Annotated in this window: 22 protein-coding genes; 17 read left to right on the top strand and 5 right to left on the bottom strand. The window is 59.6% G+C overall.

The genetic code is table 11. The annotated features are described in order from the left end of the window. The first annotated feature begins 381 nt into the window (after window positions 1-381). The 16 genes from rho (at window position 382) to O6929_06565 (ending at window position 15,516) form a co-directional block, all read left to right on the top strand. On the top strand, window positions 382-1,629 hold the full coding sequence (gene rho, locus O6929_06640) for a transcription termination factor Rho (GenBank protein ID MCZ6480062.1): 1,248 nt from the start codon (window positions 382-384) through the stop codon (window positions 1,627-1,629). A 132-nt stretch (window positions 1,630-1,761) separates the two neighbouring features. After that, window positions 1,762-1,977: a 50S ribosomal protein L31 gene (gene rpmE, locus O6929_06635; GenBank protein ID MCZ6480061.1), complete on the top strand. Its 216-nt coding sequence runs from the start codon at window positions 1,762-1,764 to the stop codon at window positions 1,975-1,977. A 64-nt stretch (window positions 1,978-2,041) separates the two neighbouring features. Further along, entirely contained in the window at window positions 2,042-3,124 is a 1,083-nt protein-coding gene (prfA, locus tag O6929_06630; GenBank protein ID MCZ6480060.1) for a peptide chain release factor 1, read from the top strand. Window positions 3,125-3,343: 219 nt separating this feature from the next. After that, the gene (gene prmC, locus O6929_06625; GenBank protein MCZ6480059.1) at window positions 3,344-4,312 is read left to right on the top strand and encodes a peptide chain release factor N(5)-glutamine methyltransferase; all 969 of its coding nucleotides are present in this window, start codon (window positions 3,344-3,346) and stop codon (window positions 4,310-4,312) included. Window position 4,313: 1 nt separating this feature from the next. Then, a complete protein-coding gene (murA, locus tag O6929_06620) occupies window positions 4,314-5,570 on the top strand; it encodes a UDP-N-acetylglucosamine 1-carboxyvinyltransferase (GenBank protein MCZ6480058.1) in 1,257 nt (418 codons plus the stop codon). Continuing rightward, window positions 5,571-6,245 carry an ATP phosphoribosyltransferase gene (gene hisG / locus O6929_06615; protein ID MCZ6480057.1) on the top strand — a complete coding sequence of 225 codons (675 nt, stop codon included), beginning with the start codon at window positions 5,571-5,573 and terminating at the stop codon, window positions 6,243-6,245. It abuts the gene before it with no gap. After that, complete coding sequence (hisD, locus tag O6929_06610; protein MCZ6480056.1) at window positions 6,223-7,521, top strand: histidinol dehydrogenase; 1,299 nt, start codon at window positions 6,223-6,225, stop codon at window positions 7,519-7,521. The genes hisG and hisD overlap by 23 nt, the downstream gene beginning before the upstream one ends. 17 nt (window positions 7,522-7,538) lie before the next feature. Beyond that, window positions 7,539-8,126, top strand: a complete 588-nt coding sequence (gene hisB / locus O6929_06605; GenBank protein ID MCZ6480055.1) for an imidazoleglycerol-phosphate dehydratase HisB — start codon at window positions 7,539-7,541, stop codon at window positions 8,124-8,126. Window positions 8,127-8,276: 150 nt separating this feature from the next. Next, a complete protein-coding gene (gene hisH, locus O6929_06600) occupies window positions 8,277-8,921 on the top strand; it encodes an imidazole glycerol phosphate synthase subunit HisH (protein MCZ6480054.1) in 645 nt (214 codons plus the stop codon). Between the two features lie 45 nt (window positions 8,922-8,966). Continuing rightward, on the top strand, window positions 8,967-9,746 hold the full coding sequence (hisA, locus tag O6929_06595) for a 1-(5-phosphoribosyl)-5-[(5-phosphoribosylamino)methylideneamino]imidazole-4-carboxamide isomerase (GenBank protein ID MCZ6480053.1): 780 nt from the start codon (window positions 8,967-8,969) through the stop codon (window positions 9,744-9,746). Beyond that, on the top strand, window positions 9,740-10,588 hold the full coding sequence (gene hisF, locus O6929_06590; protein MCZ6480052.1) for an imidazole glycerol phosphate synthase subunit HisF: 849 nt from the start codon (window positions 9,740-9,742) through the stop codon (window positions 10,586-10,588). The genes hisA and hisF overlap by 7 nt, the downstream gene beginning before the upstream one ends. A 245-nt stretch (window positions 10,589-10,833) precedes the next feature. Then, entirely contained in the window at window positions 10,834-11,571 is a 738-nt protein-coding gene (gene hisIE / locus O6929_06585) for a bifunctional phosphoribosyl-AMP cyclohydrolase/phosphoribosyl-ATP diphosphatase HisIE (GenBank protein ID MCZ6480051.1), read from the top strand. Between the two features lie 88 nt (window positions 11,572-11,659). Further along, window positions 11,660-11,857: a 30S ribosomal protein S21 gene (gene rpsU / locus O6929_06580; protein MCZ6480050.1), complete on the top strand. Its 198-nt coding sequence runs from the start codon at window positions 11,660-11,662 to the stop codon at window positions 11,855-11,857. Between the two features lies 1 nt (window position 11,858). Beyond that, window positions 11,859-12,311, top strand: coding sequence for a GatB/YqeY domain-containing protein (locus O6929_06575; protein ID MCZ6480049.1), 453 nt, complete (start codon window positions 11,859-11,861; stop codon window positions 12,309-12,311). Window positions 12,312-12,422: 111 nt separating this feature from the next. Then, window positions 12,423-14,780 carry an endonuclease MutS2 gene (locus O6929_06570; protein MCZ6480048.1) on the top strand — a complete coding sequence of 786 codons (2,358 nt, stop codon included), beginning with the start codon at window positions 12,423-12,425 and terminating at the stop codon, window positions 14,778-14,780. Window positions 14,781-15,024: 244 nt separating this feature from the next. Further along, a complete protein-coding gene (locus O6929_06565; GenBank protein ID MCZ6480047.1) occupies window positions 15,025-15,516 on the top strand; it encodes an NUDIX hydrolase in 492 nt (163 codons plus the stop codon). Window positions 15,517-15,529: 13 nt separating this feature from the next. On the opposite strand, the gene dapF is transcribed toward O6929_06565, so the two are convergent. Continuing rightward, entirely contained in the window at window positions 15,530-16,396 is an 867-nt protein-coding gene (gene dapF / locus O6929_06560; GenBank protein MCZ6480046.1) for a diaminopimelate epimerase, read from the bottom strand. Between the two features lie 261 nt (window positions 16,397-16,657). Between dapF and O6929_06555 the strand changes: the two genes are divergently transcribed. After that, a complete protein-coding gene (locus O6929_06555) occupies window positions 16,658-16,948 on the top strand; it encodes a GYD domain-containing protein (GenBank protein MCZ6480045.1) in 291 nt (96 codons plus the stop codon). Here the strand turns inward: O6929_06555 and O6929_06550 are convergent. From O6929_06550 to O6929_06535, 4 genes are all read right to left on the bottom strand, one after another. Next, complete coding sequence (locus O6929_06550; protein MCZ6480044.1) at window positions 16,935-17,762, bottom strand: alkaline phytoceramidase; 828 nt, start codon at window positions 17,760-17,762, stop codon at window positions 16,935-16,937. The two genes, O6929_06555 and O6929_06550, sit on opposite strands and share 14 nt — an antisense overlap. A 346-nt stretch (window positions 17,763-18,108) precedes the next feature. Then, window positions 18,109-21,510, bottom strand: a complete 3,402-nt coding sequence (locus tag O6929_06545; protein MCZ6480043.1) for an acyl-[ACP]--phospholipid O-acyltransferase — start codon at window positions 21,508-21,510, stop codon at window positions 18,109-18,111. Between the two features lie 37 nt (window positions 21,511-21,547). Then, window positions 21,548-21,949 (bottom strand): hypothetical protein, encoded by a 402-nt coding sequence (locus O6929_06540; protein MCZ6480042.1) that lies wholly within the window; start codon window positions 21,947-21,949, stop codon window positions 21,548-21,550. A gap of 193 nt (window positions 21,950-22,142) precedes the next feature. Beyond that, window positions 22,143-23,073: hypothetical protein (locus O6929_06535; GenBank protein ID MCZ6480041.1), on the bottom strand; the 931-nt coding region annotated here is incomplete at its 5' end.

Here is a 23,073-nt window from a genome sequence, read left to right as displayed (position 1 = left end):
AGTATGTAGACACCTCCTCAAGACTCTCAGAATTATTCCACCGCTGCAATCCAGCTGTTCTGATCAGTCCCGGGAGATCCCCTGTATCGTGTAGTATACGCAAACAGAGACAGCTATCCCGCACTCTATGTCGGGCGATGATGCCCTGCCCGGCATTGATGCACTGATGATAGATCCAACGAGAAGCAGGTTGAGAGGATAAGAGAACCGGAGGGAGTGGGGTCCCGCAACGTGCGCGATAAGGAGGGGAGAAGAAACGCTATGCCGTCCCAACGCCATGCCACCGATGTCGCCAAGGAGGCGAGCAAAGAGGGGAAGGAGACGAGGGAGACAAAGGCGATGACCCGTGACGCGGTCGTTGACGCTCCCCGCGAAGGCCTGATGAACTTGGCGGAGTTGACAGAAAAGACCATCCCCGAACTGAATACCATTGCGCGCTCCCTCGGCATGGTGGGTGCAAGCGCCCTTCGGAAGCAAGAGCTTATCTTTAAGATTTTGGAAGCCCAGGCGGAGAAGAACGGTCTCATCTTCGCCGAAGGGGTTCTCGAAGTCCTCCCGGATGGCTTCGGCTTTCTCCGAGCCCCCCATTACAATTATCTCCCGGGGCCTGATGATATCTACGTCTCCCCATCACAGATCCGGCGCTTTGATTTGAGGACCGGCGATACCGTGTCGGGCCAGGTCCGCCCGCCGAAGGAGGGGGAGCGGTATTTCGCCCTCCTGAAGGTGGAGGCGGTCAACTTTGAAGATCCGGAACTTATTAAAGACAAGACCCTTTTCGACAACCTGACCCCTCTCTTTCCCGATGCGCGGATCAGCCTGGAGACCACCGGGAATGAGATCAGTATGCGGGTCATGGATTTGATCACGCCCATCGGGAAAGGGCAGCGGGGATTGATCGTGGCGCAGCCCCGGACCGGGAAAACGATCCTCCTGCAAAAGATTGCGGACAGCATCACCAAGAATCATCCAGAGATATTTCTCATCGTCCTCCTGATCGATGAACGTCCGGAAGAGGTGACCGATTTCCAGCGGTCGGTCAAGGCGGAGGTGATCAGCTCGACATTCGACGAACCAGCCAGTCGCCACGTCCAGGTGGCGGAGATGGTCTTGGAAAAGGCGAGACGTCTCGTCGAGCACAGGCGGGATGTGGTCATCCTGCTCGACTCGATCACCCGACTCGCCCGCGCGTATAATGCGGTCTGTCCGCCGAGCGGCAAAGTCCTCTCAGGGGGAATTGACGCAAACGCCCTGCAGCGTCCCAAGCGCTTCTTTGGGGCGGCCCGGAACACCGAGGGGGGAGGATCCCTTACCATCATCGCGACAGCCTTGGTCGACACCGGGAGCCGGATGGACGATGTGATCTTTGAGGAGTTCAAGGGCACCGGGAATATGGAGCTCCATCTGGATCGCCGCTTGTTAGACAAGCGGATGTTTCCTACCATCGACATCTTCCGGTCCGGGACCCGCAAGGAGGAGCTGCTCCTGACCCCAGAAGAACTGAACCGGATGTGGGTCCTCCGGAAGGTCTTGGCCAGCATGGGGGTTGTGGAGGCGATGGAGCTCCTCCAGGGGAAGCTGTCCGAGACCAAGTCCAACGCGGACTTTCTCCGGTCCATGAACACCTAAGTAGAGGGCGAGGTCGAGGGACGAAAGCAGCCGAGAGGCTGCTTTTTTGTTGCCCTCGGGGTGAAGCATGCTACAATTCGATACTTGTGGAGAAGCTACGAATCCCTTGTGTTGGGAACAGGAGAAGCAGAGATGAAGAAGGGGATCCATCCTGAATACGTAGATTGTACCATTACCTGCGCCTGCGGCGAGGTCATCCATACCCGGTCGGTCGTCCCGAAGGGCCGGGTGGAAATCTGCTCCAAATGTCATCCCTTCTTTACCGGACGGCAGAAGCTGGTAGACAGCGAAGGGCGTGTGGAGCGATTCCAGCGCAGATACCGGCGCAAGACGGGTCAAGGTTCATAACTCACGGATCACTGAGAGGGAATGAATGCCCCTGTGCTGATCGGTGAGGTATGAACGTGCTCTTATGCTAACGTGGCTGGACAAGCTGGGGGAGATCGAAACGCGGTACGAGGACTTGAGCCAGAAGATGGCCGATCCCTCGGTTCTGAAGGATCCTAGCACCTTTCAACGCCACGCCAAGGCCCACGCAGATCTCCATCCGATTGTGGAAAAATACCGGGGCTACCGACAACTGCTCCAAGAGCAGGAGGGGGCGGCAGTGCTCCTTGAGGAGACGGCCGACTCGGAGATGCGGGCGCTCGCCGCGGGAGAACTCGAGGCGCTCGGGAAGCGGCAAGAGGTTTTAGAGCAGGAACTCAAGGAGATGCTCCTCCCGAAGGATCTGGCCGGCGAGAAGGGAGTAATCATGGAGATCCGGGCTGGGGCTGGTGGGGGAGAGGCAGCATTATTTGCCGCTGATCTTCTCCGGATGTATACCCGGCATGCCGAGTCCCAGGGCTGGAGGGTGGAGATGCTCTCGGCCCATCCCACCGGGATCGGAGGGATGAAGGAGGTTATCCTAGCGATTGAGGGAAAGGGAGCCTTCCGGAAGCTCCGGCAGGAGAGTGGTGTGCACCGGGTGCAGCGGGTTCCGGTGACCGAGGCGGGCGGCCGGATTCACACCTCAACGGTGACGGTGGCGGTCCTCCCCGAAGCGGAAGAGGTGGAGGTCCAGATCGACCCGAAGGATCTCCAGATCGACGTCTTCCGGGCCAGCGGGCACGGGGGACAGCATGTTAATGTCACCGATTCGGCGGTTCGGATGACCCATCTCCCGACAGGTTTGGTCGTCTCCTGCCAGGACGAACGGTCCCAGCACAAGAACAAGGCCAAGGCTCTCAAGGTCCTCCGAGCGCGTCTTCTGGAGCAGGCCCGGGCCGAGCAAGAGCGCGAGATCGCCGACGCCAGGCGGCAACAGGTGGGGACGGGAGATCGGAGCGAGCGGATTCGGACGTACAACTTTCCCCAGGGTCGGGTGACCGACCACCGCATCGGGTTAACCCTGTATAATCTCTCGGCCGTACTCGAGGGAGACCTGGCAGAGCTCATCCAAGCCCTGGTCACACATCACGAGGCGGAGCGACTCAGAGCCTCCTCAGCGACATGACACCGAGCCCGCATTATTCACGACTGGAGTGTCTTCGTGAATAATGCGCCTGCAGGTGCGGGCTCGGCCGCACCGGCAGGTTTCGATCCCGCCGCTTCGGCGGGACTCAAGGCTAGCCCTGAGCGACGCCCCGGAAACGCTGGGCGGAGTCGAAGCCCGGAGGGCAGATTATTCACTTCACTTCTACGTGAATAATCTGGGCTAGGAGGAAGAAGTGCGGTGGAATCGTTGGTCACGGAGAGAGTAGTACTCATACCGGAGGGTTCGTCGATTGGACAGACCCTGGTGTGGGCGACTGCTCTGCTGAAATCTGCGGGGGTTGACACCCCTCGGCTGGATGCCGAATGTCTGTTGGCTTCCCTCCTCCGCTCTAACCGCCTCCACTTGTATGCCGCCATTGAAGAACGGCTGCCACCTGCGGTTTTTGAGACGTACAGGACTCTGGTCTCGCGGCGACAGGCTCGAGTACCAGTTGCCTATCTCACCGGGACGAAGGAATTTTGGTCCCTGTCCTTCAAGGTGACTCCTGCTGTCTTGGTCCCGCGGCCTGAAACCGAGGTCCTGGTCGAGACAGCGCTCGCGCGGCTCAAGCAGTTGACGGCCCCCGTGATTGTGGACGTTGGGACCGGATCGGGAGCCATCGCCGTGGCAATGGCGAAAATGTTGCCCTCCGCCCGGATCTATGCGACCGAGATCTCACGGGAAGCGCTGGACGTTGCCAGAGAAAATGCTGGCGTGCATGAGGTCGCAGGGCAGATTGCCTTCCTCCAGGGGGATCTTCTGGAGCCGGTCTTTGCCCGGGGCCTCATCGGCCAGTGCGACCTGATTGTCAGTAACCCGCCCTATGTTGCCACCACCGATCTTGCGGTCTTGCCGCCCGAGGCGCACTATGAGCCTGTCGAGGCCTTAGATGGGGGGCCGGATGGCCTGTGGTGTCACCGACAGATCATCACAGGGGCATCAACCCTCCTCCGCCCCGGAGGATGGTTGGCCCTGGAAATGGCTCCAGAGCAGGAAATTTTTCTCATAAGGCTTCTGCGGGATCGGGGGGGCTTCCCCGATGTGGAGGTCGTGCCAGATTTGGGCGGTCGGAAGCGGATGATCATGGCGTGTTCCACGGGACCAGGATTCGTACCGTGCAGGGGATCTTCGCCTGAGCAGGACACCCTTGGGATGAACGGAGTGTAGCGTGGATCGGTTGCTGATCCGGGGTGGGCATCCCCTGTGCGGTAGCGTGACGGTAAGTGGAGCAAAGAACTCGGCCCTTCCCGCGATGGTGGCCGTGCTCCTTGCCTCGGACGAGCTCGTCCTAGAAAATATTCCATCTCTCCGAGATGTGACGACGATCGAGAGGCTGCTGCAGTTCATGGGAGTAGAGTCTCGCGAAGGTGGTTTGGGGACCGTGTGTCTCAGTTCGCGGGCGGTTCGTCGTTGCGAGGCTCCGTACGATCTCGTGCGGACGATGCGGGCCTCGGTGCTGGTGCTGGGTCCCCTCCTCGCCAGATTCGGGAAGGCCCGAGTTTCGCTACCCGGGGGCTGTGCCATTGGCCCGCGCCCGATCAACCTGCATCTGGCTGGACTCCAAAGGATGGGAGCGGAGATCGAGATCGTAGAGGGGTACGTGGTGGCCAAGGCGCCTCGCCTCATCGGGACCCGCTTTGCGTTCGAACAAGTCTCCGTCACGGGAACCGAAAATCTCATGATGGCGGCGACGTTAGCGAAGGGGACCACCGTCCTCGAAAATGCCGCCCGCGAGCCGGAGGTAGGAGACTTGGCGCATCTTCTCCAAAAGATGGGAGCCCGGATCGAGGGGGCTGGGACGTCCACCATAACCATCGAGGGGGTCGAGGACCTGGCGGGTACCCAACACCGGATTGTCCCGGATCGGATCGAGGCGGCGACCTTGGCGGTGGCAGGGGCCATCACCCAGGGCGATGTCTTGATCCAGGGGTGCATTCCCCAACACTTCGAAGCGGTGACGACGACACTCCAGGAGGCAGGGGCGGCCGTGGCGGTAGAGGAGGGAGGACTCCGGGTACGGATGGGTACCCGGCCGCAGGCGGTGGATATCACCACCGCGCCCTTTCCTGGTTTCGCCACCGATGTTCAGGCCCAGATCATGGCCTTGATGACGATCGCCGATGGGAAATCTGTCATCACGGAAACGGTCTTCGAAAACCGCTTTATGCACATCCCTGAGCTGGTGCGGATGGGAGCGGATATTACGTTCGGCGGCCCGACCGCTCTTGTCCAGGGTGTCCCCTGCCTCCGCGGAGCCCCTGTGATGGCGACCGATCTACGCGCCAGTGCCTCCTTGGTCATCGCAGGACTGCAAGCCCGCGGAGAAACGGTGCTCCACCGCATCTATCACCTGGATCGCGGCTACGAGCGATTAGAGGCAAAGCTTCACTCCCTCGGCGGGGAGATCCAACGAGTGGAGGGCTGAATGCAGCGAGGACAGATCGCTATAGCCCTTCCCAAGGGACGGCTTTTTCCTGAGGCCATCAAGCTCTTTGAGGCGGCGGGGATCCACGGGCTGGAGGGGCTCACAGAATCCCGGCGTCTCCTGTGTGAGGATTCCACCGGGGCGTATCGCTTCCTGATCCTCCGTCCGGCCGATATTCCCACCTATGTGGAGTACGGTGCCACCGATATGGGGGTGGTGGGAAAAGATATCCTCCTGGAGCAAGAGCGGGATGTCTACGAACCGCTGGACCTCAAGTTTGGGGCCTGTCGTTTGGTCGTCGCCCAGCCGAAGAACCTCCAGAGTCGGGGAAGACCCGTCGGAGTCTCCGCCGTCCGGGTGGCCACCAAATATCCCCAGATAGCCGAACGGTACTTCACCGAGCAGGGCGTGCAGGTAGAGATCATTCGCCTCTCGGGGTCCGTCGAGCTGGCACCGTCGCTGGGACTCTGCGAGCGAATTGTGGATTTGGTCGACACCGGACGAACCTTGCGGGAGAACGAATTAGAGGAAGTGGAAGAGATCGCGACCGCTACGGCGCGGCTCATCGTCAATCGGGCGGCCTTGAAGACCAAGTACCAGCAGGTTCGTGGGCTGATTGACCGACTGATGACCGTCGTGCGGGAGGGAGGGCATGATGCGACTCCTCCGCGCTGATGGGGATGTAGGAGCCGCCTTCCTGAAAGAGCTCGCGGTGCGGCGGGCGACGGTGTCCGCCGAGGCGGAGGTCGTGGTTCGCCCTATCCTCACCGAGGTCCGCGAAAAAGGCGATACGGCCGTCTTAGAGTACGCGCAGCGTTTTGATGAGGCGTCTCTCACGCCGGCGACGATCCGGGTCACTCCGGAAGAGGTGGCACGAGCCTTTGATGATCTCTCCCCCGAGGCGGTCGAAGCTTTAAAGCTGGCCGCAGTGCGGATCGAGGCCTTTCACCGCCGACAGCTCCCCGAGTCCTGGTTCCTTACCGAGGAGGGGGCGATCCTCGGCCAGCTCTGTCGACCCCTGGATGCGGTTGGGATCTATGTCCCCGGCGGGAAAGCGGCCTATCCCTCTACCGTGCTCATGAATGCTCTCCCTGCGCGTGTGGCAGGGGTCAAACGGCGGGCGATCTGCACCCCGGTCACTTCCAATCTCACCGTCCATCCTGCAGTCCTCGTGGCTGCTGCCCTGGCGGAGGTTGGCGAGATTTACAAGGTGGGAGGGGCGCAAGCGATCGGGGCGTTGGCCTTCGGGACAGCCAGCATCCCCAGAGTCGATAAGATCGTGGGTCCGGGCAACATCTACGTGGCGACCGCCAAGCGCTTAGTGGCTGGCACCGTGGGGATCGATGCGATCGCCGGGCCTAGCGAGGTCGTGGTTGTGGCGGACGGAGCCGCGGAGCCTGCGTACGTCGCCGCGGACCTCCTCGCCCAGGCCGAGCATGATGAAATGGCCATGGCCCTCTGTATCACGACCAGTGAGGCGCTCGCTCGAAAGGTGGAGGCCGAACTGAACCGGCAGCTCAACGACCTTCCGCGGCGCAGCATAGCCGAAGCAAGCCTGACCAATAATGGCGCTATCCTCGTAGCACAAGACCTTGAGGCCTGCTTCGCGCTGGTCAACGAGATCGCTCCCGAACATGTGGAGCTTCACTGCCAGGATCCGTGGGCGCAGCTCGAACGCGTCCGGCATGCAGGGGCCGTGTTTCTGGGGGCATTTTCCCCCGAGACCCTCGGGGACTACCTCGCCGGCCCGAACCATGTGCTGCCGACAGGGGGAACGGCGCGGTTTGCGTCACCCCTCTCGGTGGAAGATTTCCTACACCGTACGAGCCTGCTCCATTTCAGTGCCGAGGGACTGAAGCGGCTGGGGGACCCTGCCGTGACGCTAGCATCTCTCGAAGGGCTCGATGGCCACGCCCGGGCTGTCCGGATTCGAAAGCAGGAGGGATCTTGAGAGGGAAGAAAAGATACGTGGCGCGCAAGGCGGCGATCCGTCGGCGGACCACCGAGACCGATGTTGGCGTCGAGCTAGAACTCGACGGGCAGGGGAGCTACCAAATCAAGACTGGTCTTCCGTTCTTTGATCACATGCTTGCGCAACTCACGAAACACGGGCTCTTCAACCTCACACTTAGGGCCAAAGGAGACTTGGCGGTGGATCCTCACCACACCATGGAGGACGTCGGTTTGGCCCTGGGAGAAGCATTTGCCCAGGCGCTGGGCAACCGGACGGGTATTCGGCGCTACGGTGAGGCGACAGTGCCGATGGACGATGCGTTAGGCTGGGTCGCCGTCGATTTGAGCGGTCGGCCATACCTGGCATACCGGGCAGACGGGCTGACAGGAAAGATTGGGGAGTTCGACGCCACACTCCTGAAAGAGTTCTTTCGGGCCTTTGCCACAGCTCTCAAGGCAAATCTCCATATCGGAATCCCTTACGGCGAGAACACGCACCACATGGCCGAGGCGGTCTTCAAGGCGGCGGGCCGCGCCTTGGACGCGGCGATCTCTCTGGATCCACGAGTCAAAGGCATTCCCTCGACGAAGGGAAAACTGTAGACGGCCCGCTGACCGATGACCGATAACCGACGACCGACGACAGACCACCATAAGCCGAAAACCCATCACCGACGACCGATGACAAAGTAACGGGAAAGGGTTTTTGTTCCTCTCGGTCATCGGTGAACGGTGATCGGTCATCGAGCCGTGATGATTGCCATTATCGACAGCGGGATCGCCAATCTGCGGAGCGTGGAGAAGGGATTTGAGAAAGTCGGGGTCGCCGCGCGTGTGGTCAAGGAGCCTCGTCTCCTTCGGGACGCGGCGGGGATCGTGCTCCCAGGAGTGGGGGCCTTTGCCGATGGGATTGCCACGCTCAAGGTGGCAGGCTTCATTGAGCCTCTGATGCGGGAGATCGAATCCGGCAAGGCGATCCTGGGGATCTGTCTCGGCCTCCATTTTCTCTTCTCGGAGAGTGAGGAGTTTGGCCTCCATAAGGGCCTTGATATCCTCCGGGGGCGGGTCCGTCGTTTTCCCGAGTCTGTTCCGTCACCGGTGAGCGGTGACGGGACATTGCGCTTAAAAATTCCCCATATGGGATGGAACCAGGTGCACCTGCAAAGAGAGGTGCCAATCCTGAAGGGGATTCCCGATGGCTCGTACTTCTACTTTGTTCACTCGTACTTCGTGGAACCTGACGAACGGGGAGTCATCGCCGGGATCACTGAATACGGGGTCCGTTTCACCTCGATGATCTGGCGTGACAACCTCTTTGCCACCCAGTTCCATCCCGAGAAGAGCCAGGCATGCGGCCTGCAGCTCCTTGCTAATTTTGGCAGCCTGGCCGAAAGGTAAAGCCGTCAGCAATCAGCAACAGCAATCAGCTTTCGGGAGCCGGTCTTGGGCGGACAGCTGATAGCTGACAGCGAAACAGGTCACTATATGTTGATCATTCCCGCCATCGATGTAAGGCATGGGAGGGCAGTTCGTCTGACCCAAGGGGATCCGGCCCGGGAGACGGTGTATGGTGACGATCCTGTGGCGGTCGCGCGGGAGTGGGAAGCCAAAGGGGCGCCGCGTCTCCACGTGGTCGACCTGGACGGGGCGTTTGCCGGGGGACCCAAACAGCACTCGGTGATTGGAGCGATTGCGCGGGCGGTCAAGATTCCGGTCCAGGCGGGGGGTGGCCTGAGAACTGCGGAAGCGGTCGAGGCGGCCTTCGCCGCTGGCGTGGCCATGGTAGTTGTGGGGACTTCGGCGATCCTGGACTCGGACTTTCTCGAACAGGTCTGTACGGCCTATCCGAGGCGGGTCATCCTCGCTCTCGATGCCCGAGGAGGTAGGGTGGCGGTTAAAGGATGGCGCGAGTTCTCGGACCGTTCGCCTGAGGAGGTAGCGGAAGGGGTGGCCTCCATGGAGTTGGGCGGGATCCTCTATACCGACATCCTCAAGGACGGGACGTTGGAAGGACCCAATCTTGAGATGTTGGAAGCGATGGCGAGGCAGAGCCGTCACCCGGTCCTCGCCTCTGGAGGCATTGCTTCATTGGACGACATTCGGCGGCTTCGGACCATCAAGGGTGTGGCCGGCTGCATTGTTGGGAAGGCTCTGTACAGCGGTGCTATCGAGCTCGAGGCGGCGCTTGCAGTGGCGGCAGAGGAGACGCTTCGTCGATGCTAGCAAGGCGGATCATTCCCTGCCTCGACGTCAAGGACGGCCGGGTAGTGAAGGGGACCCGCTTCGTCGACCTTCGAGACGCGGGGGATCCAGCAGAGGTGGCGGAGCGGTACGATCGGGACAGGGCCGACGAGCTGGTCTTCCTCGACATTACCGCATCGGCCGAGCGCCGGAAGATCCTGATCGGGGTAGTCGAGAAGACGGCTGCGAGGGCTTTTACACCTCTGACGGTAGGAGGAGGCATCCGGGATGTGGACGACATTCGGGTTCTGCTGCTGGCCGGGGCGGATAAGGTCTCCCTCAACACCGCGGCGGTGCAAAAGCCCAACCTGATTCGGGAGGCGGCAGAGCGGTTCGGCAGCCAATGCATCGTTCTCGCCATCGACGCCAAACGACGTCCGCAGTCCAAAGTCCAAAGGCCGAAGTCGGAAGACGGTCCGGGAGAGATCGGACGTCGGACCTCGGACGTTGGACCACGGACCGCGGACTTTGGACTTTCGTGGGAAGTATATATTCATGGAGGCCGCACGCCGACTGGTTTGGATGCGGTAGCATGGGCGGATCAGGGGGTCTCGTTGGGGTCGGGGGAGATCCTCCTGACAAGTATGGATTGTGACGGCACGCGAGAGGGGTACGATTTGGATCTGACTGCCGCGGTCGCCGAGCAGGTAGACGTACCGGTCATTGCCTCCGGAGGTGCCGGGACGGTGGAGCATCTGTACGAAGCCCTCGCCATCGGCAAGGCCGATGCGGTCCTTGCCGCGTCTATTTTCCACTTCGGAGAGATCTCCGTGCCCGAAGCCAAGACCTACCTGAGCCAGCGCGGCATCCCCGTTCGGCTCTAGGACCGCGAAGCGGTCCTCGTTGAGGGTTCAGGGTTCAGAGGTAAGGGTTCAGGATTCCAGCGGTCAGCTATCGGTAGTCAGCAGTCGACACAGAGACATAAGGGGTTTGATCGGTCGGCTGAAATGGTCCTAAGGATTCTAGCTCCTTGCTGACGGCTGACAGCTGACTGCTAACTGCCAGGCCCGCGTGGCCACAGCTTTTTGCTCTGAACCCTGAACCATGAACTCTGAACCAAGGAGGAACGGTGGCTAAGATCCCAGCTAATCTCAAGTTTAATAAAGACGGTTTGATCTCGGCCATCGCCCAGCATGCCAGGACGGGTCAAGTATTGATGATGGCCTATATGAACCGCGCGGCTCTTCGGATGACTCTGGATACCGGCTTTGCGCACTACTACAGCCGGTCCCGGGGTCAACTCTGGAAGAAAGGAGAAGAGTCAGGACATCTGCAGCGGGTTCGAGAGGTCCGCCTCGACTGCGATGGTGACGTCCTTCTACTGCAGGTGGAGCAGCAGGTGGCCGCGTGCCATCTTGGCTATCGGTCGTGCTTCTTCCGGCGGGTCAAGAGGAATCTCACCTCCTCCGCTCCGATTATGGAGCGGGCTTTTCGGCCTGAGGAGGTCTATGGTGTCTCATCCCAAGTCCTTGATGCGGTCTATGGGACGATTTTGGAGCGCAAGCAAAAGCGGCCCAGCGCATCATATGTGGCCTCCCTGTTGCGAGAAGGGGAGGACAAGATCCTCAAGAAAATCGCCGAGGAGACCTCTGAAGTTCTTTTAAGTGTCAAAGGGGGGCGACGCAAGGAGATCGTGCATGAGGTGGTGGACCTCTGGTTTCATACGATGGTCCTCCTAGGGGCACGGGGTATTGCCTTGAAGGACTTGTGGAACGAATTTCAGAGCCGGGTGGGAAAACGGAAGACCGAATTGAAAAAAAAGGGAAAAGAGGGAAAGGACGTTGACAAACCGGCCCGGATAGTATAATCTATCATCGACTTTCTATGCCAACCATCGGTTTTATCTATCGTAAGTATCAAAATAACAAATAGTCTAAGTGGGGGGGGTGTGAGGCGTGATCAGCGTTATCGTCCGGGAGGACGAGAGCTTCGAGAGCGCGCTGAGGCGCTTTAAGAAACAGCTGGAAAAGGCTGGAGTCCTCTCCGAGATGAGAAGGCGAGAGCATTACGAAAAGCCAAGCGTCCGCCGGAAAAAGAAGGCTCTCGCCGTCCGGAAGAAGTTGCTAAAGAAGATGCGCGTGGTGCAGGAATAGAATGGGTCTTCAGGCCCGCCTCCACCAGGATCTTCAGGCGGCCTTAAAGGCCGGCCGAAGAGTGGAGCTTTCAACCCTCCGTCTGCTCTTGTCCGCTGTGAAGAATCGCGAGGTGGAAAAGCGCGGACAGCTGACCGAGCCCGAGATTCTGCAGCTCATCGTCAAGGAATGTACCCAGCGTCGAGACGCCATCTACCATTTCCGCCAGGGGGGGCGGGAGGACCTCGTTCTCAAAGAAGAGGGGGAGCTTCAGGTTCTCGAGCAATTCCTCCCCAAAGCGATGACAGCCGAGGAGCTATCTGCGAAAGTGAGGGAAGCCATCGCCGCTACGGGAGTCTCTTCGGTAAAAGACATGGGAAAGGTGATGGCGTACCTGATGCCTCAGGTGGCCGGGAGGGCTGATGGAAAGGTCGTAAGCCAGCTGGTGAGACAGGAACTTTCTGGAGGGGGATGACGCGTCTAAAGGCGAGCAGGAGGCTACTCCACGATGGTGTATGGGGAACAGAATAAAGTTCAAGGGACTCCGCAAGGGGTCCCTCGATTTTTTCCTGGAGCACTCTAAGGGATGGATGACCGGTCACAGACAGGATTAGAGTTTACCGGCGTCCTGAGTCTTCTCCAGGAGGCGGCGAACACCCCCTTGGGCAAAGAGCGGGCACAGCATCTCAGTCCTGTGCACGACTTGGAACGGGTACAGGAAGCCCTGGCCGAGGCCGCGGAGGCAAAGGCACTCTTTGAACGGGGTGAGGAGCCACCCTTCGGTGGGGTGACTGATATTCGCCTCCATCTTAACCGGGCGAGGATCGAGGGGGCCACACTCGATCCTCGGTCCCTCTGGCAGATTTATGAAACCCTGGAGGCGGCCCGCCGACTCCGGACCTTTTTCCATCGGGAGAAGGAGGGGGCGCCCCTCCTCTGGAAGCAGGCCCGTGGCCTTGTCCCCCCCGAAGCCCTCTGCGCGGCAATTGGTGGGGCTATTACGCCAGAGGCAGAGGTGGCCGATACGGCCAGCCCAGGGGTTGAACGGGTTCGGCAGGATATGCGCACCCTTCGGGCGGCCATTCTCGTAAAGCTGGAGTGGTATCTGACGTCTCCCGTCTACCAGGCGACCCTTGCCGAACCGATCATCACACTTCGCAATGACCGATACGTAATTCCGGTGAAGTCGTCTGCCAAGGGGCGGATCAAGGGAATTGTCCAGGATCAGTCAGGGAGCGGCCTCACCCTTTTCCTAGAGCCCACCCCAGTGGTGGAGATGAACAACCGGTTGCGGAGCCTGCTGCGGGAAGAGGAAGAGGAGGCGATCAAAGTCCTCCGGGCCCTTACAGCACTAGTTGGGCGAGAAGCGGAAATCATCCAGGCACTCTTGGGGCTTCTGGGTAATCTGGACCTACTGGCCGCCAAAGGTCGTCTAGCCGTCCGTCTCAGGGCTCAGGTTCCGCGGGTCACCCGGGACCGCCGCCTCATCCTGCGTCAGGCTCGCCATCCCTTCCTCGTGCTGAGTCTCGGCCCGCAAGGGATGCCAGTCCCCATTGACCTCGAAGTTGGTGGGGTGTTTTCTGTGCTGGTGGTCACCGGACCGAACACGGGTGGAAAGACCGTCGCCCTGAAGACCGCTGGTCTTCTCACCCTAATGACATTGTCCGGTCTCCCCATCCCAGCTTCTCCGGACAGCCAGATTCCCTGCTACCGATCCGTGTTTGCCGATATTGGGGATGAGCAGAGTATTGAACAGAGCCTGAGTACCTTCTCCTCCCACATGAGCCAGGTCATCAAGATCTTGGCCCATGCAGGACCTGAAACCTTGATCCTTCTGGATGAGCTCGGGGCCGGGACCGATCCCTCGGAAGGTGCCGCCCTCGGTATTGCCATCCTGGACGCGCTCCGGGAGCGAGGCGCCTCGGTGATCGCCAGTACTCATTTGGAGGCGGTCAAGGCCTTTGCTGCCCTCACTCCCGGCGTGGAAAATGCCAGCGTCGAATTCGATCTAGAACGCCTGGCTCCTGCATACCATGTCCGGCTGGGTCTCCCCGGCAAGAGCTACGGGTTGGAGATCGCTGGCCGTCTCGGTCTGCCCGGGGCAGTTTTGGAAAGGGCCAGAGGTGTCCTCACCGATGGGCACCAAAATACCCAGGCTTTCCTTGAGACCCTCGAAGTCGACCGCCGGGAGGTCGACCGGCTCAAGACCCGGCTGCATCACGAGGTCGAGCAGGCCACAACCCTGAAGAAAGAAGCGGAGAAACTCGTGGTGCGGTTGCGCGAGGGGATCAAGGAACTTACACATCAGGCGCGGAAAGAATCGAGGCAGCTCCTTGCTGAACTCCGCCAGCAGGGAGAGGGCCTGATTCGGGCACTCCGGGATCAGGGTGGTCGGCGGGAGGAGATTCGGGGTTTTCATCAAGGGCTCGAGGAGCTGAAGGCAAGGGTGGAGGCGAACGACACACCTCCGGTCAATGGGCTTGAGGCAGGGGCCGAGATTGGTCCAGGCCGATGGGTCAGGGTTGCGGGGCTCCACCGGGAAGGGCAGGTTCTGACATCGGTCTCTCCGCAAGGGACCGTGGAGGTGCAACTCACCGTGGGCAGGGTCCGCCTACCTGTCACGGCGCTCTGCCCGGCCCGGTCCCGAGAGGGGCCGCGCGCCGAGGTGCCGCTCTTCGTGGAGGGGACCCAGTCCATTGGCCCTGAGATCAACCTAATTGGTTGCACTGTCGAAGAGTCATCACGCCGCTTGGAGAAGTATCTAGATGCCGCCTTCTTATTAGGTCTTCGGCGGGTCAGGGTGATCCATGGCAAGGGAACAGGTGTGCTCCGAAAGGGGGTCCACAAGTTTCTGGCCAGCCACACTCTGGTCGAGGGGTTTCATCTCGCCGAGATCGGTGAAGGAGGGAGCGGTGCCACGGTTGTGGCATTGAAGGAGCGGTGAGCTAGCCCGGATTATTCACAGAGAAGTGAATAATCTGCCCTCCGGGCTTCGACTCCGCCCCGCGTGTGCGGGGCGTCGCTCAGGGCTAGCCTTGAGGCCCGCCGCAGCGGCGGGATCGAAACCTGCCGGTGCGGTCGAGCCCGCACCTGCAGGCGCATTATTCACGAAGACACTCCGTTCGTGAATAATGCGGGCTAGCGGTGTTCATTCTATCAATGAGACCCTCTCGTTAGGAGATGGAGCTGTGGTCCGGCGTCCGAAGTCCGAAGCCGAGAGCGAGAAAGGAAAGACCGGGAAACCGAGGATGCCGGTCCGGAATCAGGTTTCTTCAGGAGGGGTTCTTTACCGCCGCGGGACGCTGGGACCGGAAATCGCCACCATCGGGCTGAGAGGGGGGACAATCTGGGCCCTGCCTAAAGGGCTCGTGGAGTCTGGTGAAAATCCTGAGCAGACGGCTCTGCGGGAAGCGCAGGAGGAGACTGGCCTTACCGGTCGGTGTCTGGGGAAGGTCGGGGAGATCGAATACTGGTTTGTGGACCGGGAGGCAGGTCATCGAATCCACAAGCGCGTCCACTTTTATCTTTTTGAACACACGGGAGGAGATCCGAACCATCACGACTTCGAGGTCGAAGAGGTTCGCTGGATGCCGCTGACCGAGGCCTTGACGCGTCTCACCTACCGGAGTGAGCGTGATACGGTTGAGAAGGCCAGTAAGATCCTTCAGGAGAGGTCGTAATCCCTCTGTTTGCCTAGGAAGGTCTCGCCTTTTTGATCTCTTCAACGAGATCGGGGCTCAGGTTGCCAGTGTACACTTCGCTGACGGGGCCCCGCATCGTCAGCTCCCAATTTGGCCGGATCGTGACGGCGAGATCCCCGCCGGGCATCTGGATCGTCACCTGGTCATCCACCAAACCCTGTCGGCGACAGGCAGCAGCCACCGCGCAGGCGCTCGTGCCCGATGCCAGCGTGTAGCCTGCCCCGCGTTCCCAGATTAGAATAGCCACCCGGTCCCGCGATTCCACCTTGGCAAACTGCACGTTGGTCCGTTGGGGGAACAACGTGTGATGTTCGATCTGGGGTCCCAGCTGTCGCAAATGTTCCGGTTCCAGTTGATCCACCAGAATGACGCAGTGGGGATTGCCTACTGAGACCGCGGTGAACGGGAGACGGTCCCCCTCGAGTCTCATCTCCTCGTTCACCACCTCTCGTTCTTCTCCGGTTACAGGGATCTCGGGGCTGCGAAAGGTTGCCCGTCCCATCTCGACCGTTACGTGCGTGACCCGATCCCCCTCCAGCTCGACTTCGACCCGCACGAGCCCTCCCTTGGTCTCGATATAAAAGGCCTTTTCCCGGGTGTAACCATGTTCGAAAAGGTATTTGGCAAAAATACGAATCCCGTTGCCACTTTTTTCCGCCTCACACCCGTCAGGGTTGAAGATCCGGAGGCCGAAGGGGGGCGTTCGCGGGCCGGCGAAGAGCAGGATGCCATCCGAGCCGACGCCGTAATGTCGATGACAGATGAGTCGGATCGCCTCCGGGGTCAGATTAAAACCGAGGTCGGCATCGTTGAGGACAATGTAATCGTTCCCCAATCCGTGGGCCTTCACAAATTTGATCACGACGGCCCTCCTAAAAACTTCACCCTACTTGTCAGCGATGTTAGAGTCAAGGCGAAACCCACCTTTCCGACCGAGCGCTTTTTACTGGCCGGTTAGGGACGGTCCGGCTAGAATTACTCTCGGTCCTCCCCGACACTTTGATGAGTGATACAAAGTGCGGGTGCCCAGTCCCCGGCAGTGGACTGAATTTTTTTTGCCGCGGACAACAATCCTGTGTAGGGTTGCATCCATGTGCAACTCGGGAGAGGAGGAAACACGATGCCTACTTATGTCATTCTCGGCAAGTATACGCTCCAGGGGATCCGGACCATCAAGGGAACGACGAAACGCGCGGAGGCCTTTCGGAATCTGGCGAAAAGAATGAAGGTGAAGGTCAAGGAGATCTACTGGACGATGGGTCAGTACGATATCGTCACGATCATCGATGCTCCCGACGACGCGACCGCGACCCGCCTCTTGTTAGCGGCGGGCTCCAAGGGCAACGTCCAGACTGAAACCATGCGGGCCTACAACGCAAACGAGATCGGTAAGGTTCTCAAAGGCATGTAGGGGAGGTGGGCGCCGTAGTGAGCGAAGCCGCGGGCTGCTGAGCATGAAGGGACTCCACCGGGCTCCGCTTCCTCAACATTCGAAGGATCCAGTAAGCTGCCATGGCGGATGCCAGATGCTTGAGAGTGTGTCCGCTTACGAGCCTTCCTAACGCAAAGATCTGGGCATCGAGCAGCTCGAAGATCTTCGCCAGTGCATACAAGCCGACCACGCCGAACAGATCAGCGGTCCGTGTGTACCTCGGCGGGAACAGGAGCAGCATGAGCGGGATGGCGAGTAAGGGGAAAAACTGTATCAATCCATAGAACCTGAGATCATCCGCTCCTTGAAGCTCGCCCAGGTGCCAGGACACGACACTTCCCATGCCCGCTGCCACGAGAGGCAGGAACAGCCGGCGACCTGCGTTTAGGCTGATCCGCTCGGCAATGATAGCGGTAAAGAAGGACATGAACGCGATGGTCATCGGGAACCGGTCCCAGAAGAGCGTCGCATTGGTGGGGGCAAGGTGATAGTAGGCGGATCCGAATCCCGTGAGTCCCACACCCGCGAACAGCACCAGGAATGGCCAGCGCTCCCAGGGGTCGATGAGCGGACCACCCTGCCGCATCGGCCATTGGCCCAGCAGAAATATCACGCCGAGAGCGCCAACCACCAGAAAGGGTATGTTGGAAATGACGTTCAGCAAGTTCGGGACGCCAAGCAGGCTGCGCGCGTCGGCAAAGTTGTGGTAGGCCTTGTCCTGAGCGATCGGCGGCAGGAAAAGCACCGCGGCGGTCGCTGCAATGGCGAGTCCAAGGATCAGCAGTACCCGCATGCGAAGGGCCTGTGACGTCAGCCCGTTTTCGTGTCGAAGTGTGTCCATCAACGTACTTTTCGTTGTGTCTCCACGTTAACCGGAGCCTGCCGTGGGTAGGCACGCCAGCCGGCGAGCAGCCGGTCGAATGAGGGTGCCACGCTAACCGCAACGCGCGCGGCGACAGCTGCGGCGAGGATAGCGGCAAATACGTCCATCGTGTAGTGCGCCCGGAGCACCAGTACCGTCAGCGCTTCGATGAATGCCACCGTGGTTGCGGCGAGGGTGAGCCACGGACGGCGAAACCGGGCGAGTTCGATCGCCTCATAGACGGCGATGGCGGTGTGGCCCGAGAAGAAAAAGTCGCTCAGCCTCTTACCTTCTCCATGGCCATCATCTTAGCCTGCCTTAGGTCGACCTTTCCCGTTGCCAGGATCGGAATGGTCTCGACATAGTAGAGGCTCTCGCGCTTGGGAATCCAGAGCTTGGGGAGATCTGTCTTGCACAATTGATTCCAGAGTGCTTCCGGGGTGACCTCCTTGCGGGTATAGAGGACCACGAGGCGTTCACCCTTCTGGTCATCCGAAATCGCTGTCACTATGCACTCCTGATCCGCAAGGATGCGGTTGATGGCCTCTTCCACCCTAATGTGGGGGACCATCTCGCCCCCGATCTTGCTGAACCGGGATAGGCGGTCCGTGATGCGGATGAAACCATCCTCATCGATCGCGGCGATGTCTCCGGTGACATACCAGCCGTCCCGCAGGACCTCCGCTGTCTGCTCGGGCTGCCCCAGATAGCCGACCATCTGGTTGGGGCCTTTTACCAAGAGCAAGCCCTCTTCTCCGTAGGAACGTGGGTCGCCCGTGTCAGGATCCACGACCTTCACGGCAATTCCGGGTATGGGGTGCCCCGCCGTCCCGGGCTTGAGGCCGGTCTGCCGGTAGGTCCTCTCTTCGAAATCCGGGATGTTCACGGAGACGACCGGCGAAAGCTCCGTGCAGCCGTACCCCTCCAAGAGGTCCAGGCCGTACTTCTCCTTAAAGGCATTGGCGATCGGCTCGCGCAATTTCTCAGCGCCGACGATCGCAATCCGGAGCGAGGAAAACTCCTCGGTCGTACATTTTCGGAGGTACGCCGCATAAAATGTCGGGGTACCAATCAATATCGTTGCCCCGTGTTTTGACACCATCGCGCCGACGGTCTTCGCATCTAAGGGGTTCGAGTGATAAACCACGCCGAAGCCGGAGAGGAGTGGAAACCACAGGCTACCGGTAAAGCCGAAGGAGTGGAAGAATGGTAAGACCCCCATGAGCCGGTCTTTGTTGGTGACCCAAAATACTTGCGCCAACCCTTCGACGTTGGAGAGGATGTTCTGGTGGGAGAGCATGACCCCCTTGGGGATCCCGGTGCTCCCGCTGGAGAAGATGATTGTGGCAAGGCTGTCGGGCTTCTGGTCTTCATGAGTGTATAGGGCCTGGAGCAAGCGAGAGGGAAAGAGCAGGGCCAGAACGGTGGTCTGGACTTTTTGAAAGGGGGTGATCCGTTTCATGACCTCTTCGAGGAAGACCATCCCCTCTATCTCCTCGAGTTTCGCTTTGGCCAAAAAGATGCGGGACGTGAGGATCGTCCGGATGCCGCACTGCTGGATGGCTGAGGTCATGGCCTCTCGCCCCGCAGTGAAGTTAAGGTTGACCGGGACCTTCCCAGCGAGCAACACCGCGATATTTGCCAGGGCCCCGCCGATCGAGGGGGGGAGTAGGAGTCCGACCATTGAATCTTTCAGGCGCTGATTTCGAACCCACTTGGCGAGTATCAGGCCGCGCACGAGCGCTCCCCCGTATGTAAGCTTTTCGCCGCTGGAGTCGGCCATCGCAAACGAAAACCATCGCCGTTTGGCGGTCCTGAGGAACCGAAGATGCAGCTGATCCCGGAGGCTCCCCCGATACTCAACCGCGGCACTGCCAAGCTCCATAATCGCCTGCCTGACCTCCTCAGCCTTTGTCGTGGAGGGCATAGGCGTGCCAAATGACACCGTGACGGGATACGGAATGCGCTCGGGCCACTTCCAGAAGAACTTGCCATCCTTGAAGCTGAAAATGCTCCCCCAGAGCTGGTCAAGATGCACCGGAATCACTGGGACGTTCAATCCCTCCACAATCCTCTCGAAACCCTTTCTGAATGGAAGCAGGTTCCCCGTCCGGCTCACCGCGCCCTCGGCAAAGATACAAACCACGTGGCCCTGACGCAGCTCTTCCCGCGCCCGCTCGAGACCTTCCAAGATGTCTCTTCGATTCCGACCTGAAACTGGAATGGCCTTCATGCGGCGAAAGAGCCAGTTGAGGACCTTCGTCTCGTAATAGGGCCGGTACATCATAAAGCGGATAAATCGCTGCACGCATGCCCCCACGAGGGGAGCGTCGGCGTGAGAAATGTGGTTACAAACCAAAAGCGCTGGTCCACGGAAGGGAATATGCTGTTGCCCCACAATGCGGATTCGGTAAAGGGTGTGGGTGAGCATCCAGAGGGTGAATCGAATCAGAAAGTCGGGGAGGATAGTCAGGATGTAGGGCGTCGCGAGAAGTGTGAAGATTCCGAAGATGAGGATGATCCGATCCGCCTGGAGATGGAGGAGGTCGCGAAAGGTCCAGAGGACTCCAGAGGCGAGAAGAATCCCTCCCGTGTTCACGAAGTTGGCCGTTGCGATCAACCGGCCTTTCTCCTCCCGGCCGCTCCTTTGCTGAAGGAGGGTATTCAAGGGAACGATAAAGAGCCCGCCCGCGAACCCGAGCAGGGCAAGGGCCGTGACCGTCTGGGCGTAAGATGAAGTAGAAAAGGCCAGCAGGATTGAAAAAACTCCCATGCCGACGGAACCCAAAGGGACCAATCCGAGCTCCACCTTGTCCCCCGACAGTCGCCCGGCTGCCAGGCTGCCGGTCCCGATGCCAATGGCCAGGAACGTTCCAAGGATTCCAATCCAAAAGTCCTCCAGGCCCATGACTTCTTTGCCCAGGAGGATGATGTCCATCTGGAGCAAGGCCCCCAAAAACCAGAAGTAAGAAATCCCCACCACCGTGAGCCAGAGGGTCCGGTCACGGTAAAGCCGCGTGAGACCCTTGCCGATCTCAGCCCAGGGGTTCAGGCGAAACGGCTTTTGGGCGCCGGATGGCGGGACCCGCGAGATCCCGAGACTGGTGAAGGTCCCGGCCACCGCGAGTACCATAAGGATAAGGCCGATCCACCCAAGGTGGTCTTTCCAGGCGGCGAACATCACGCTGCCGATCGAGGTTCCCAGGATGATGGCCAGAAAGGTGGTCATCTCTATCAGGCCATTGCCCCGGGAGAGATCCTTGTCAGGTAACATCTCGGGCAGGATGCCGTATTTGGCCGGACTGAAAAACGTAGACTGGAGCGCCATCAGGAACAGGACCCCTAGCATCAGGTCGATCCGCCCGGAAAGGAAAGCGAAGATCCCCAGAGCCATGGCAACGATCTCAAGCGCCTTAGTGACGATGAGGACGGACCGTTTGCTGAAGGTGTCGGCGGCGTGGCCCGCGTAGCCAGAGAAGAGAAAGAAGGGGAGGATGAAAACGGCACCCACCAGGGAGAGCTGGCCGCTCCCCCCGCCAGCACTGGTCGCCACGTGTACCGCGAGCATGGCGACGACGATCTTGTAGACGTTGTCGTTGAAAGCTCCCAGGAACTGGGTCCAGAGGAAGGACTGGAAGCCAAAAGATTTGAGGAGGTCTGTATACCGTCCCTCGGACATTAAATGTTCACCTCCAGCGTTGATCTCATCAGCTCTGCTACTTTTTTATCTGGTCCCACGTCTTGTGGGCAGCGCCGAAAGCCGTCTCGAACGTCAGTAGGTCCAGGGGGCAAGGAGTGTGCCAAGAGGCACCGGCGGCAAGATACGAGTGTTTCTCCGATGTGGGGCGGGTCCGGACCCACTGGTAGCGCCCAACCAAAAGGATGAAGCTCGCGAGTATCCAGTGGAAGAATATAGGAATCGATCCGCCCATCCACCTCTCCTGGGGATAGAGGCTCATCCGAATCACATAGCGGACTACCATGACTCCGAAGTACACGGAGCCGAACGTAAGGAGACCCGATCCAAGGGCACGACGAGGCACGACGAAGCCCCCGTGTCCCCGAGTAAAGTCGATGCAAACCTTGCCAAACACCAGAATGATGAAAAACTGACTCATCAAGAGCCAAGGGTATGGGATGAGCCCGGAGTACCATTCCTCCATGGGTGGCAGAAACGAGACATGAAGGAAAGCGACTAACATCTGCCCGATGACACGCAGACAAAACAGCGCCAGCAAAATCCAAAGCCATCCTGTGTACCTTTGTGGTGGCTCTTTACCCCGAGACGTCCGGGCGTTTTGTCTCTGGCCGTCAGAGTACATCTGCAAACATCTTCTTGTAATGGCGGTACCAATCACTCTGGAACCGCTCTTCGGGATCGTATTGCCTCTTGAGGCGGAGAAATTCCGGAAACTGGGGGTAACAGGTGAGGACCTGCTCGCGGGTAGCATACTTGTGGTAGGTCAGGTAATAACTCCCGCCGCGGCGAATCGCCATGTCAATGAGTCGTCGGAATGCTGCTGCCGAGTGCTGTAGGCCCTCGGGGGTGTGAACGGTGTGCAGGTTGAAAATAATGCAAGCGTAAGGTTCTTTTGCCCATGCGAGAAAACTCTCTTCATCCCGCTCGATCAGCCTGATCGTCCCGTAGATCGCCTCTACGCGATTCTTTCGAAAGTCATCCCGCACCGCGTCTAGAAACCCGTTCAGCGCACCTCTTGGAACGTAGATCTCTGTGATAATCTCGGTCGCGCGGTCAAGGGCACCGAGGCTCCGATCCAGGGGGCGGTGATAGTCATCGAGATACTCGCTCAGCTGTTGGGTGTCTGACCAATAGATCTGGCCGGAAGTAGAGAGATAGTGATTGGCGTATTTCTCGAATGCCTCCCCCTTGGCCGTATGGGCAAGGCGGACGAGGTCCTTCCACTGTTGCGTGGAAAGTCTCTTTTGACGCTGAGGGATAGGTGTATTCTCATCCACTGGCCGGTAGCACGAAAAGACGCCCCTCCGAAGAAAATCATCCGATCTGTCATCGCAGGAAAATTGAAGATCGCCGTAGATGAAACCATCAGATACTTTCTTTTCAACGGCGACCATTAAGTCTTCCACGTCGATCACTTCCACCACCCGCTCTACCTTTGTTCTGGGACCGAGACGTAAAGTGACAGACGAGACAATTCCGAAGAGTCCGTAGCCGCCAATGACCAGCCGGAACAGATCGGCGTTCTCGTGGCGGTTACACGCG

Source organism: Candidatus Methylomirabilota bacterium, from assembly GCA_027293415.1.
Taxonomy (GTDB): Bacteria; Methylomirabilota; Methylomirabilia; order Methylomirabilales; family CSP1-5; genus CSP1-5.
This window is presented reverse-complemented; position numbering and strand designations above follow the sequence as displayed.

Excerpts from the sequence above, each read along its gene's own strand:
- rho (MCZ6480062.1), top strand. The coding sequence starts at position 382 with ATGAACTTGGCGGAGTTGACAGAAAAGACCATCCCCGAACTGAATACC.
- rpmE (MCZ6480061.1), top strand. The coding sequence starts at position 1,762 with ATGAAGAAGGGGATCCATCCTGAATACGTAGATTGTACCATTACCTGC.
- prfA (MCZ6480060.1), top strand. The coding sequence starts at position 2,042 with ATGCTAACGTGGCTGGACAAGCTGGGGGAGATCGAAACGCGGTACGAG.
- hisG (MCZ6480057.1), top strand. The coding sequence starts at position 5,571 with ATGCAGCGAGGACAGATCGCTATAGCCCTTCCCAAGGGACGGCTTTTT.
- hisD (MCZ6480056.1), top strand. The coding sequence starts at position 6,223 with ATGATGCGACTCCTCCGCGCTGATGGGGATGTAGGAGCCGCCTTCCTG.
- hisH (MCZ6480054.1), top strand. The coding sequence starts at position 8,277 with ATGATTGCCATTATCGACAGCGGGATCGCCAATCTGCGGAGCGTGGAG.
- hisF (MCZ6480052.1), top strand. The coding sequence starts at position 9,740 with ATGCTAGCAAGGCGGATCATTCCCTGCCTCGACGTCAAGGACGGCCGG.
- O6929_06575 (MCZ6480049.1), top strand. The coding sequence starts at position 11,859 with ATGGGTCTTCAGGCCCGCCTCCACCAGGATCTTCAGGCGGCCTTAAAG.
- O6929_06570 (MCZ6480048.1), top strand. The coding sequence starts at position 12,423 with ATGGATGACCGGTCACAGACAGGATTAGAGTTTACCGGCGTCCTGAGT.
- O6929_06555 (MCZ6480045.1), top strand. The coding sequence starts at position 16,658 with ATGCCTACTTATGTCATTCTCGGCAAGTATACGCTCCAGGGGATCCGG.
- O6929_06550 (MCZ6480044.1), bottom strand. The coding sequence starts at position 17,762 with ATGCGGGTACTGCTGATCCTTGGACTCGCCATTGCAGCGACCGCCGCG.
- O6929_06545 (MCZ6480043.1), bottom strand. The coding sequence starts at position 21,510 with ATGTCCGAGGGACGGTATACAGACCTCCTCAAATCTTTTGGCTTCCAG.
- O6929_06540 (MCZ6480042.1), bottom strand. The coding sequence starts at position 21,949 with ATGAGTCAGTTTTTCATCATTCTGGTGTTTGGCAAGGTTTGCATCGAC.